The sequence below is a fragment of the Streptomyces sp. NTD107 genome, assembly GCF_059510435.1.
This window is the reverse complement of sequence record NZ_JCAJZV010000001.1, coordinates 535,573-548,245: the sequence shown is the minus strand read 5'-3', so window position 1 is coordinate 548,245 and position 12,673 is coordinate 535,573. Positions and strand designations below refer to the sequence as shown.

At 72.0% G+C, this 12,673-nt stretch carries 9 protein-coding genes and 1 pseudogene; 4 read left to right on the top strand and 6 right to left on the bottom strand.

Annotated elements, in window-relative coordinates:
* Positions 1–8: 8 nt before the first annotated feature.
* From AC5WRL_RS02405 to AC5WRL_RS02380, 6 genes are all read right to left on the bottom strand, one after another.
* Positions 9–863 (bottom strand): spermidine synthase, encoded by an 855-nt coding sequence (locus AC5WRL_RS02405; RefSeq protein ID WP_496086536.1) that lies wholly within the window; start codon positions 861–863, stop codon positions 9–11.
* A 67-nt stretch (positions 864–930) separates the two neighbouring features.
* Complete coding sequence (tuf, locus tag AC5WRL_RS02400) at positions 931–2,109, bottom strand: elongation factor Tu (RefSeq protein ID WP_496086535.1); 1,179 nt, start codon at positions 2,107–2,109, stop codon at positions 931–933.
* A gap of 275 nt (positions 2,110–2,384) precedes the next feature.
* Entirely contained in the window at positions 2,385–3,059 is a 675-nt protein-coding gene (locus tag AC5WRL_RS02395; RefSeq protein WP_496086534.1) for a uracil-DNA glycosylase, read from the bottom strand.
* A 91-nt stretch (positions 3,060–3,150) separates the two neighbouring features.
* Positions 3,151–3,912: an SDR family oxidoreductase gene (locus AC5WRL_RS02390; RefSeq protein WP_496086533.1), complete on the bottom strand. Its 762-nt coding sequence runs from the start codon at positions 3,910–3,912 to the stop codon at positions 3,151–3,153.
* A gap of 77 nt (positions 3,913–3,989) precedes the next feature.
* Positions 3,990–4,388 (bottom strand): DUF3037 domain-containing protein, encoded by a 399-nt coding sequence (locus AC5WRL_RS02385; protein ID WP_496086532.1) that lies wholly within the window; start codon positions 4,386–4,388, stop codon positions 3,990–3,992.
* Positions 4,385–5,245, bottom strand: a complete 861-nt coding sequence (locus AC5WRL_RS02380; protein WP_496086531.1) for a HipA family kinase — start codon at positions 5,243–5,245, stop codon at positions 4,385–4,387. Before AC5WRL_RS02380 ends, AC5WRL_RS02385 begins: the two co-directional genes overlap by 4 nt.
* A gap of 381 nt (positions 5,246–5,626) precedes the next feature.
* Between AC5WRL_RS02380 and AC5WRL_RS02375 the strand changes: the two genes are divergently transcribed.
* The 4 genes and pseudogenes from AC5WRL_RS02375 to AC5WRL_RS02360 all read left to right on the top strand — a co-directional run bounded on the left by AC5WRL_RS02375 (position 5,627) and on the right by AC5WRL_RS02360 (position 12,617).
* Positions 5,627–6,790 carry an aldose epimerase family protein gene (locus AC5WRL_RS02375; RefSeq protein ID WP_496086530.1) on the top strand — a complete coding sequence of 388 codons (1,164 nt, stop codon included), beginning with the start codon at positions 5,627–5,629 and terminating at the stop codon, positions 6,788–6,790.
* A 13-nt stretch (positions 6,791–6,803) separates the two neighbouring features.
* Complete coding sequence (locus tag AC5WRL_RS02370; protein ID WP_496086529.1) at positions 6,804–9,362, top strand: alpha-L-arabinofuranosidase family protein; 2,559 nt, start codon at positions 6,804–6,806, stop codon at positions 9,360–9,362.
* 52 nt (positions 9,363–9,414) lie between these two features.
* Positions 9,415–10,661 (top strand): annotated as a pseudogene (locus tag AC5WRL_RS02365) (SMI1/KNR4 family protein).
* 447 nt (positions 10,662–11,108) lie between these two features.
* On the top strand, positions 11,109–12,617 hold the full coding sequence (locus AC5WRL_RS02360) for a hypothetical protein (protein WP_496086528.1): 1,509 nt from the start codon (positions 11,109–11,111) through the stop codon (positions 12,615–12,617).
* Positions 12,618–12,673: the final 56 nt, after the last annotated feature.

Genomic DNA, 12,673 nt, shown 5'->3' with positions numbered 1-12,673 from the left:
GCCGGCGCTCACCCGACGCCGAACGCCCCGGCGGGCGGCAGGGGCGAGGGGCGGGCGGCGTCCTCCGGTACGGGGCGGGCGTCGCCGGTGAGCCGGGCCAGCTCGGCGCCGTGCACCAGCCGGGCCGGGAACGGGTCGGCGGCCACCTTGCGGGCCAGGCCGTGGGGCGGCAGCGGTGCGGCGCGGGAGGCGAGCAGCACCAGGTTGCCGAACCGCCGGCCGCGCAGCACGGCGGGCTCGGCGATCAGGCACAGCTCGTCGAAGACCTCGGTGAGGTTGGCGAGCTGGGAGCGCAGAAAGCCGAACGGCGCGGCGTCGGCGAGGTTGGCGGCGTAGCAGCCGCCGGGGCGCAGCGCGCGGGCGGCGGCCCGTGCGCAGCCCAGGGTGGTCATCGGCCCGGGGATGCGGGAGCGGTCGAAGACATCGGCGATCACGAGATCGCGGGAGCCCGCCGGTGCCGCCTCCAGTTCCTGCCGGGCGTCGCCGACCCGCAGGTCGATGGGCTCGCCGGGCGGCAGCGGGAGCTGTTCGGCGACCAGTGCGGCCAGCGGCCCGTCCGCCTCGATGACCCGCTGCCGGGAGCCGGGGCGGGTGGCGGCGGCGTACCGGGGCAGGGTGAGCGCGCCGCCGCCCAGATGCAGCAGGTCCAGCGGCTGACCGGCGGGGGCCACGGTGTCCAGTACGTGGCCGAGCCGGCGGGTGTACTCGAACTCCAGGTGGGTGGGGTCGCGCAGATCGACGTACGACTGGGGGGCGCCGTCGACGGTCAGCAGCCAGGCCCCGTCCCGGTCGAGGTCGGGCAGCAGCCGGGCGGTGCCGTACGCCACGGGCCGGATCACCGGTATCGCCTCGTGCTCGCTCACCCGGTCATTGTCCCCCGGCCCGTGGCGGGCGGTGCCCCAGCACCCGCCCGCCACGGTGGTCGGGTCGTCAGCCGTCGGTGACCGCCGTGACCTGCCCGGCGCCCACCGTGCGCCCGCCCTCGCGGATCGCGAAGCCGAGGCCCGGCTCCAGGGGTACGGGGTGGCCCAGCTCGACCGTCATGGTGACGGCCTGCCCGGGCAGCGCCGTTCCGCCGTCCGGCAGCGTGATGTCGCCGACCACGTCCGCCGTGCGGATGTAGAACTGCGGCCGGTAGCCACTGGCCACGCCGGTGCGCCGGCCGCCCTCCGCCGCCGAGAGCAGATAGGTCTCGGCGGTGAAGGTGCGGCGCGGGGTGACGCTGCCGGGGTGGGCCACGATGTCGCCGCGCCGCACCACGTCGCGGGCCACCCCGCGCAGCAGCAGCGCCACATTGTCCCCGGCCTGCGCCTCGGTCATCGGCTTGCCGAAGGTCTCAAGACCGGTGACCACCGTCTCGGTGCCGCCGGCGCCCACCAGTTGCACGCGGTCGCCCACCCGCACCGTGCCGCGTTCGACGGCGCCGGTGACGACCGTGCCGCGACCGGTGATGGTCAGCACGTTCTCCACCGGCAGCAGGAACGGCGCGTCCACGTACCGGTCGGGCACCGGCACATAGGTGTCGACGGCGTCCAGCAGCGCCTCGACGGCCCCGCTCCAGCGCGGCTCGCCGCGCAGCGCGCCGAGTCCTGAGACCCGTACCACCGGCAGCAGTTCTCCGGCGTACCCCTGCGCGGTGAGCAACTCCCGCACCTCCAGCTCGACCAGGTCCATCAGCTCCGGGTCGCCGACGTCCGCCATGGTCATGGCCACCACGACGTGCTCGACGCCGACCTGCTTGGCGAGCAGCACATGCTCGGCGGTCTGCGGCATCACCCCGTCCACCGCCGAGACCACCAGGATCGCGCCGTCCAGCTGGGCGGCGCCGGTGATCATGTTCTTGATGAAGTCGGCATGCCCGGGCATGTCGACGTGGGCGTAGTGCCGGGTGTCCGTCTCGTACTCGATGTGCGAGAGGGTGATGGTGATGCCCCTGGCCGCCTCCTCCGGGGCCTTGTCGATGCGGTCGAACGGCACGAAGGTGCCGGTGCCGCGGTCGCTGAGGACCTTGGTGATGGCGGCGGTCAGCGTGGTCTTGCCGTGGTCGACGTGGCCCATGGTGCCGATGTTGAGGTGGGGCTTGGTGCGAACGTATGCCTGCTTGGGCATGGTCTCTTCCTTCGCGGCTGCGCCGGTGTGGCGCCGGCCGGGAGCCTTCCCGGCCGGCGCGCGGACCCCGCGTTCCCGCCGACCCTCCCCCTGCGGGGTCCGCGGTGCGATCCGGGGAGGGTCAGCGTCGGGCGCCGTCTGCGACGTGGAAGAAGACGGCAGCCTTCGGTGCGTCCGCTGCTGCGGACGGCACTGCGGGGAAGGTCTGCCGGAACATGTGCGCCATGGTGGCCCGTCGGGGCCGGGCGTGTCGAAGGGTTTTCCGCGCTCTCCGGTCAGGACACCCCGAGGTCCGGGATCCGCCAGTCCACCGCCGGGTGGCCCTGTGCGGCGATGGCCTCGTTGATCTGGGTGAAGGGGCGCGAACCGTAGAACTTCTTCGCGGACAGCGGGGAGGGGTGCGCGCCCTGCACCACCACGTGCCGGTCGGTGTCGATCAGCGGCAGCTTCTTCTTCGCGTAGTTCCCCCACAGCACGAAGACCGCCGGGTCGGGGCGGGCGTCCACGGCGCGGATCACCGCGTCCGTGAATGTCTCCCAGCCCTTGCCCTTGTGCGAGTTGGCCTCGCCCTCGCGCACCGTCAGCACCGCGTTCAGCAGCAGCACGCCCTGCTCCGCCCACGGCATCAGATAGCCGTTGTCGGGGATGGGGTGGCCCAGCTCGCTGTGCATCTCCTTGTAGATGTTGCGCAGCGAGGGCGGGGTCTTCACCCCGGGGCGGACCGAGAAGCACAGCCCGTGCCCCTGGCCCCGGCCGTGGTACGGGTCCTGGCCCAGGATCAGCACCTTCACCCGGTCGTACGGGGTGGCCTCCAGTGCCGCGAAGACCTCCTCGCGGGGCGGGAACACCGGGCCACGGGCCCGCTCCTCCTCGACGAACTCGGTCAGCTCCTTGAAGTAGGGCTTGTCCAGTTCCTCGCCGAGCGGGCCCTGCCAGGATGCGGGCAGCATGCCGATCACGTCGCGACCTCCGATGGTGCGCCAAGAGTTGTTACGCGCACGAACGTACCCGGTGGCACTGACAACCGCCGCCCGCACCGTGTCAGTTCAGCGGCCCGCCCGCCACGTACAGCACCTGGCCGGAGACGAATCCGGCGTCGTCGCCGGTGAAGAAGGCGATCGCGCGGGCCACGTCCTCGGGGACGCCGACCCGGCCCACCGCCGTCTTCCCGGCCGCCGCCTCCTGGAAGTCCTCGAAGCCGACGCCGACCCGGGCGGCGGTGGCGGCCGTCATGTCGGTGACGATGAAGCCGGGCGCCACCGCGTTGGCGGTGATGCCGAACTTGCCCAGTTCCTTGGCGAGGGTCTTGGTGAAGCCCTGGAGTCCGGCCTTGGCGGCGGCGTAGTTGGCCTGCCCGCGGTTGCCGAGCGCGGAGGACGAGGAGAGGCTGACGATCCGGCCGAAGCCCGCCGCCACCATGTGGGTCTGACAGGCGCGGGACATCAGGAAGGCGCCGCGCAGATGGACGCCCAGCACGGTGTCCCAGTCGCTCTCGTCCATCTTGAACAGCAGATTGTCCCGCAGCACCCCGGCGTTGTTGACCAGGACGACGGGCGGCCCGAGTTCGGTGGCGACCCGGTCCACGGCGGCGCGGACCTGGTCGCCGTCGGAGACGTCGCAGCCCACCGCGAGCGCGCTGCCGCCACCGGCGGTGATCTTCTCCACCGTCTCCCGGCAGGCTTCGGGGTCGAGGTCCAGTACGCCCACGGCGCGGCCCTGGGCGGCCAGCCGCAGCGCGGTGGCTGCGCCGATGCCCCGGGCCGCTCCGGTGACGATCGCGACCCGCTGCTCAGTGCTGGACATGCTGTCTCTCCTCGCCGTCGAGTGGTGGCCGAGGCGACGCTAGGAGCACGTCGACCCGGTGTCAACGGCGCCGCCGGTCAGCGCACCAGCACCGTGAGCAGCCGGTCCAGTTCGGCCGCCGGATCGGCGGTCAGCCCGGTGTGTACGGGTCCGGGCTGGACGACGGTGCTGCGCGGGGCGACCAGCCAGCGGAATCGCCGGCCGGGATCGTCCCCGGCCGCCTGCCCGGCGGTGCTGCCGCCGTCGCAGACCCGCTCGGCGGCCCGCAGCGCCGCCCGTACCCCGGGCAGATCCACGTCCGGGTCCAGGACGCGCAGCCGGTCCGCGTCCAGGTGGGTGCGGGCGGCCAGGAAGGAGTGGGCCTTGGAGTACAGCAGCACGCCCGCGTTGACGCACTCGCCGCGCTCCACCCGGGGAACGACCCGCAGCAGCGCGTACTCGAAGACCTCGCGCCGCCGCGCCGGGGGGTTGCTCATCGGGCATCGTCCTGGGTGGTCCGGGCGGTCGCGGTGGACTGCGTGGTGAGGGGCAGGCCGCCGGTCAGCCAGCCGGGAGCCCGGGAGGGCTCGTCGGCGGTGGGCGGTCCCACGGTGAGGTGCTCATGGATGGTACGGGCCCGGGCCGCCAGTACCCCGGCGTAGGCGGCGCGCACCGCGTCGGGGGTGTCGAAGCCGGGCTCGTCGGCGAGCCATTCGTCGGGGACGAGGGCGGTGACCTCGGCCAGCAGTGCGGCGGTGACCTTGGGGGCGAGCGCGGCGGCGGCCTGCGCGATCCGGGGGCCGAAGGGTGCCAGGGCGTGGTCGGAGGCGTCGTAGGGGCGCTCGGCCCATTTCGCGGCGGTGGGCCAGTTGTGGTGCCAGATCAGGGCGGCGCCGTGGTCGATGAGCCACAGATCGCCGTGCCACACCAGCAGATTGGGGTTGCGCCAGGAGCGGTCGACATTGCCGGTGAGGGCGTCGAACCACACCACCCGGCCGGCCTCGGCCGGGTCGACCTGGTAGGCGAGCGGGTCGAAGCCGAGGGAGCCGGGCAGGAAGTCCATACCGAGGTTGAGTCCGCCGCTGGCCTTGAGCAGTTCCTGCACCTCCTGGTCGGGCTCGGAGCGGCCGATCACCGGATCCAGCTCCATTCGCACCAGTTCGGGGACCCGCAGCCCCAGCCGGCGGGCCAGTTCGCCGCAGATCACTTCGGCGACCAGGGTCTTGCGGCCCTGCCCGGCACCGGTGAACTTCATGACATAGGTGCCCAGGTCGTCGGCCTCGACGATCCCGGGCAGCGATCCCCCCTCCCGCAAAGGGGTCACATAGCGGGTTGCGAACGTTTCGCGCAGCATTCCCCCAGGTTATCGGCCGGCCGGCCGCTTTGATCAACGGTGGTCCGACGGTGCCTCCCGGTCCGGCGGCCCGGGGCGACGGCGGTGCTGCGCGTCCGTTGCGGCGTCGACACCGCCGGGGCGTTCGCCCGGCGGCGGATCGGCCGCGCCCACAGGGGTGATGGGGCTGACCCCCTGCCCTGCGGACGGCGTGGGTCCGCGAGGCCGCCGCCGAAGCCCACCCTCTTGACGGGACATCGTCACGTCACTACGTTCGCCCCGGATTTCGAACTACGTTCGGGATACTGGACAGTTACGGCGTGACAGCCGCTCCCGAGTTCGCGGCGATGTGCGCGCCCTTCCACCCGACGCCTCATCTCCCCTCAAGGAGCCGCATCCACCATGAGTCCCGACAGACGCACCGTTCTGACCTCGGCCGCGGCCGGGATCGCCGCCGCCACCGGAGTCGCCGGGGCCGGCACCGCCCGGGCCACCGACCGGGGCCGCCCGGGTGACGGCGTCCCCCGCCGGGAGGACTTCGGCCGGCTGCCCGACGGCACCCGGATAGACCGCTGGACCCTCGCCCGCGGCGGGACCCGGCTCGCCGTGCTCAGCTACGGCGGCATCGTGCAGACCCTCGACGTGCCCGACCGGCACGGGCGCGGCACCAACATCTCCCTCGGCTTCGCCACCCTGGAGCCGTATCTGACCGCCACCACCTACTTCGGCGCGCTGATCGGGCGCTACGGCAACCGGATCGCCGAGGGCCGCTTCACCCTCGACGGGCAGCGCTACCAACTCCCCCGCAATGACGGCCCCAACAGCCTGCACGGTGGTGACGCCGGCTTCGACAAACGCGTCTGGGACATCACCGCCGACGGCCCGGCCACCCTCACCCTGCGCCGCGTCAGCCCGGACGGCGAGATGGGCTACCCCGGCACGCTCGATGTGACCGTCACCTACACCCTCACCGACCACGGCGACTTCCGCATCGACTACCGCGCCACCACCGACGCTCCCACCGTGGTCAACCTCACCAACCACACCTACTTCAACCTCAGCGGCGAGGGTACCGGCAGCATCCTCGACCACCGACTGGAGATCGCCGCGTCCCGCTACACCCCCGTCAACACCACACTGATCCCCACCGGACAACTGGCCCGCGTCGCCGGAACCCCCTTCGACTTCCGGAACCGCAAACCGATCGGCCAGGACATCCGCCGCGCCCATCCGCAACTGCGGTACGGGCAGGGCTACGACCACAACTTCGTGCTCGACAAGGGGATCACCGCCCGCCCGGGCCACGCGGCCACCCTGCACGACCCCGCCTCCGGCCGCGCGATGTCCGTCCTAACCACCGAGCCCGGCGTGCAGTTCTACAGCGGGAACTTCCTCGACGGCACCCTCAGCGGCAGCACCGACCGCTTCTACCGGCAGAGCGAGGGCCTGTGCCTGGAGACCCAGCACTACCCCGACTCCCCCAACCAGCCGGACTTCCCCAGCACCGTGCTGCGCCCCGGTGAGACCTACCGCTCCAGCACCGTGCACACCTTCGGCACCCGCTGACCAAGGAGTACGCATGAGCCGCAGATCTCACCCGCCACGCCGCCGGATCACCCTGGCCGGCCTCCTCGCGGTGACGGCCCTGGTCGTGCCACCCGCCGTGGGCGGGGCCGCCGCCGCGCCCACCCCCGACTACCGCATCACCGTGGACACCGCCGCCGACGGCCCGGACATCTCCGACTCGATGTACGGCATCTTCCTGGAGGACATCAACTTCGCCGCGGACGGCGGCCTCTACGCGGAGCTGGTGCGCAACCGCTCCTTCGAGTTCGGCCCGGCCGACCACTCCTCCTACCACCCGCTCACCGCCTGGTCCGTGACCTCCCTCGGCGGCGCCACCGGCACCGCCGAGGTGGCCGACGACGCGCTGCGGCTCAACGAGACCAACCGGCAGTATCTGCGCCTTGACCTCAACGGTGACGGCGACGGCAGCGCGGGAGCGGGCTTCGGCGTCCGCAACAACGGCTTCTTCACCGGCATGCAGATCAGTTCGGGCGACGCCTACGACTTCTCGGTGTGGGCCCGCAGCGACCGGCCCGGCGGCACCGCGCTGACCGTGGCCCTGGCCGCCGCGGACGGCCGGCCGCTCGCCGAAGCGCTCACCCTCTCCGTACAGGGCGACGAGTGGGCCAAGTACACCGGCACCCTCACCGCCACCGGCTCGGCGGCCGACGGCCGGCTCGCGGTGACGGCGGCCGGCGCCGGCACCGTACGGCTCGACATGGTGTCGCTCTTCCCGCGGGACACCTTCCTGGGGCGGGAGAACGGCCTGCGCCGGGACCTGGCCGAGCGGATCGCCGAACTGCGGCCGGGGTTCCTGCGCTTCCCCGGCGGCTGCCTGGTCAACACCGGAACCCACCAGGCGTACGCGGCGCCCGACTGGCCCCGGGAACGCTCCTACCAGTGGAAGGAGACGGTCGGCCCGGTCGAGGAACGGGCGGTCAACCACAACTTCTGGGGCTACAACCAGAGCTATGGCCTGGGCTACTTCGAGTACTTCCAGTTCGCCGAGGACATCGGCGCCATGCCGCTGCCGGTGGTGCCGGCCCTGGTCACCGGCTGCGGGGAGAACCGGGTCACCGACGATCCCGTACTGCTGGCCCGGCACATCCAGGACACCCTGGACCTGATCGAGTTCGCCAACGGCCCCGCCACCTCCCCCTGGGGCGCGGTCCGCGCCTCGATGGGCCATCCCGAACCGTTCGGGCTCACCCATGTCCAGGTCGGCAACGAGGAGAATCTGCCCGACGCGTTCTTCGAGCGCTTCACCCGGTTCCGGGACGCCATCGAGGCCGCCCATCCCGGCATCACCGTGGTGGGCAACTCGGGCCCCTCCGACAGCGGTCCCACCTTCGACCGGGCCTGGGAGCTGAACCGCGGGGCGGGCGTCGAACTCGTCGACGAGCACTACTACCAGTCCCCGCACTGGTTCCTGAGCAACAACGAACGCTACGACTCCTACGACCGCGCAGGTCCCGATGTCTTCCTCGGCGAGTACGCCTCCCGTGACAACCGCTACGCCAACGCGCTCGCCGAGGCCGCCTACATGACGGGGCTGGAACGCAACGCCGACCTCGTCCGGATGGCGGCCTACGCGCCGCTGCTGGCCCACACCGGCGGCACCCAGTGGCGCCCCGATCTGATCTGGTTCAACAACCGGACCAGCTGGGGATCACCGAGCTACGAGGTGCAGAAGCTGTTCGCGACCCACACCGGCGACCAGGTGGTACCCAGCGCGGCCACCCCGACGCCCGGCACCGAGGCACCGCTGCGCGGCGGCGTCGGCCTGGCCACCTGGAACACCTCGGTCGCCTACCACGACGTGACCGTGACCTCGGCCGACGGCGAGATCCTGCTGGCGGACGACTTCTCCGCCGGAGACGGCCAATGGACCCGTACCGGCCCGTCCGGCGACTGGGCCGTGGTCGACGGCGCCCTCGTCCAGTCCGACATCTCGTCCACCGAGAACCTGATCACCGCCGGCCACCCCGGCTGGGAGAACTACGACCTGGAGGTGACCGCGACCAAACGCGCGGGCAGCGAGGGCTTCCTCATCGGCTTCGGTGTCCAGGACCCCGGCCGCTACTACTGGTGGAACCTGGGTGGCTGGAACAACACCAGATCGGCCGTCGAGCAGGCCGTGGGCGGCGCCCGCAGCCAGGTGATCGACGCCGGGCCCAGCGTCGAGACCGGCCGCACGTACGACATCCGCGTCGAGATCCGCGGCCGGCAGGTCACCCTGTTCCTCGACGGCCGGCGGTGGGGCGGCTTCACGGAGCCCACGACCGAACCGTTCCGGCAGGTCGTCACCCGGGACCACGAGACCGGCGAACTGATCATCAAGGTCGTCAACGCCCAGCCGGCCGCGGCGATCACCGAGATCGACCTGGGAGACGGCGCCCGGGCCGGCGGCACCGCCCAGGTCACCACCCTCCAGGGCGACCCGGACACCGTCCACACCGAGACCGCCCAACCCATCGCCCCCCAGCGGTCGATATTCCGGAACGTCACCAACCGCTTCACGTACACCTTCCCACCCCACTCCATCACCTTCCTCCGCCTGCCCATCCGTTGACCCCCACTCCCGGCAACCACCGGACGGGGCCGGGATGTCACTGCCCTCCGCGATGATCTCCGTGTCACGTTCACCGCCCGACCGGAGGCATCCGTCGTCCTCGATGCATGACGTCACCACCTGGGAGCCCCTGATACGGCTGCTGCGAGCTGCCCATCCGGAACGGCTGGCCGCCCCCGGTGGCCGGGTGGCAGGACACATCAGCCGGGGATCATGGAATCCGTCCCTGGATTCTCACCGCCCGCCACCGGACGGTGCCGCCCGGGCCGGGCACGGCCGGGGCGAGTTCGACACGGTCACCCGAATCCGTGGCGCGCTCGCCCAGGACGGCATCGACAGCGTGGTGTTCGTCCTGGAGGTCTCGCCCGGCCGAACAGCACCTGCTCCACCTGCTCCGGCCGGCCCCCGCTGTCCGTGCCGGCCTGGATCGCAACGGCCATTCGCTGGTGCTGGTGGCGAACTCCGTCCCGGAGCCCTGGCGCCGGCTCCCCGAACCGGTGCACGGGCCGGCTCCGGCGCCGTCGGCGGACGCGGCGCTGCTGGAGCGGACGCTGCGGCAGCGGCTCCCCGATGCCATCGGCGCCACCGCCGCGGAGATCGCCGCGGCGGAAGCCCGGCTCGGGATCGCCCTGCCCAACAGCTCAGGGCGGCCTACGGTGCAGGGGGTGGTCGGCTCGCCCGGCTGGATCGTCTTCGGCGACAACGGTGGCGGTGACGCGACAGCGATCGACCTGACCCCCGGCCCCGGCGGACACACCGGACAGGTGATCAGCATTCAGCCACGAAGAGAGCATCGGCGCGGACCTGATCGCCGATTCCCTCACCGACCTGGTCCTGACCGGCCGTCAGCAGAAGCGACGCCACCGCCGTCACGCGGAGCAATCACCGGTCGTGGCCCGGGTCGGCGGGCACCACCTCCCCAGCATCGAGGCCGCCGCCCACCCGGAACTGGAGGTGCTCGACATCGGCGGCCGGAAGGACGCGCCGCTCAGCCTCGCCCCTGTCATCGGGTTGCCCCGGCTGCGGACGCTCATCGCGTCCGGCGGCACGCTCGCCGATCCCCTGGAGATCGCCGGGCTGACCGGGCTGGAGTTCCTGCGACTCGGCTCGCGGGAGTGGCGCGTGCTCCTCGACGCGGGAGCCGTCCCGCGCGGCCTGTTGGCGGCGAGCATCCCACCGTACGGCGATGGGAATCCGCTGCCGATCATGGACATCGCGGATCGGCTCCTCACCCTCTGGGGCCACCCACCGGTCGTGCGGACGGTCATCGGGGCCGGCCTCGGGGACATGCTCCGGTGACAAGTGAGCGCTCTGCCACCTTGACGGAGACATCAGCCACTCTAACGGGGTAATGCCTGACAGATCACTGGATAGTACAGTAGGGGCGGCAACGAAGAGGCCAAGTGACCGCGCTTCGGGTATTCCTGCGTCCGAGCGCCCAACACGGTTTGCCCCAGGGCTCGTAGCAGCATCGCGAAGAGAGGCCGGCATGGCCGCTTCCGATTCCACTCCACGGACCTGACCGGCCACGGCCCGGCGAGCCGCCCGCCCTACGGTCTTCCCTCCGCTCCCCGGCCGCGCGGCCGGCTTCAGGCCCGCGGACTTCCCTCAACACGCCTGCCCGGCCCAACTTTCTCCGTTGCGGACGACGAAGCGGGCGCACCACCCTTTGCGCCCCCATCGCGCCGAAGCGGCACGGTACACCTCTTCACTGCCACCACCCCGCCTCACCAAAGGAGTTGACCCATGAGTGGATGCGGCTGCGGGCAGTCCCCCATCACCATCGGCGACTGCCGGCCCGCCAAGCCGGCCTGTCCCCCCGCTGCCTGTCCCGGCTCCAAGCCGGGCGAGCGCTGCGAGACGACCCCGCTGCGCGACTCCGCGCCGTACCGGGTCGCGGCGACCGCGCGCAGCACCGACCCGACGCCGTACTACACCATCGCCAACACCCATGCCGCGCTCGACCCGGTCGTCGCCCAGACCATCCTGAGCAGCGGGACGGGTACGTTCCCGGCCGACGACGGAACGCACAACGGCCAGCACACCTGGCTCGCCGGCGTCGTGCACATCGACCCCGCGTCACTGCGCGGCGATCCCACCGGTGTCACGATCAGCGCCTCCGTCCATGTCCGCAACGACGGCAGGAGCACGGCCTGTCAGCTCTACGGCCGCTTCGCCCTGTGGAACGGCACGACCCCGATCCACACCGATCTCCTGGGCCCACCCGATCTGCCGGCCGGCGGCGAGGACCACGGCGTCATCCCACCCACCACCGTGCCCCTCGCGGACGTCCTCGCGGGAAGGATCGTCGTCGAACTCAACCTGGAAACGGGCAACGACGACGGCTGCCGAGTCGGCCCCAAGCAGTGGACCGTCGACAGCTTCGTCCTCACTGTCCAGGCGTCCGCACCGGGCTGCGGCACGACGTTCCTGCGGACCACCTGCCGCAACTGCGACGGCGCGGTCACCTGCACGAGCGACACCCTCGACGGCTCGACTCCCTACGCCCCGGTCCCGCCGGTCGTCCCGGTCGCCTCCTGCCAGGACGGCTGCGGCACCGCCCGCCCGCCGTGCCTCTCCACCGACCGGGGCAACGCCCTCACCCGGGGCACCGACGGCTGTCTGTACGCGCCCGACACGCCTGCCCTGGACCCGTCGCCGTGCAATGCCGCGCGGAACACGACCGGTGGGCTGCTCGTGCCGCGCATCGACGTGACGGGTATCGCCCCCGGCGGCAACGTCGGCGCCGAACGGTCGGTGGACATCGATGTCACCGGGTCGCCCGGCTGCCCCGAAAGGTGGCAGATCGGCGCCCGTCTCACGCCGGTGAGCGGGTTCCTCAACACCGAGCGGCAGCACGCCAACCTCCTGGCCGGGGCCGGTGCCGACGTGCCGATCCCGGAATCCGACATCGTGCTGCCGGAAGCCGGGGTGTACCACATCGACAGTGATGTGCGCTACGCGCTCGGTACCGCCATCGGCGGCAGCGGCTACATCATCGGCTGGCTCAGGGACGAGACCACGGACACCCTCCTGACGAGCTTCACCCAGCTCGCCGCGATCAACGCGGTGGGGCAGGAGCAGCAAGGCGGAACCACCCACATCATGACCGAGTACACGGTCACCTCCGGCCCCCGGACGGTGCGCCTGCACCTGATGTTCGTCCTCACCGGCGGCAAGATCACCAACGCCGAGGCCGGCGGCACCGACAGCAATGGCGCCACCCGGATGCGCTTCCTCAAAGTCAGGGATTAGTCGTCGTCACGGTGCTCATGGCCCATGGGCCTTCGGGCAGTTCCCGGCGCCTTGCG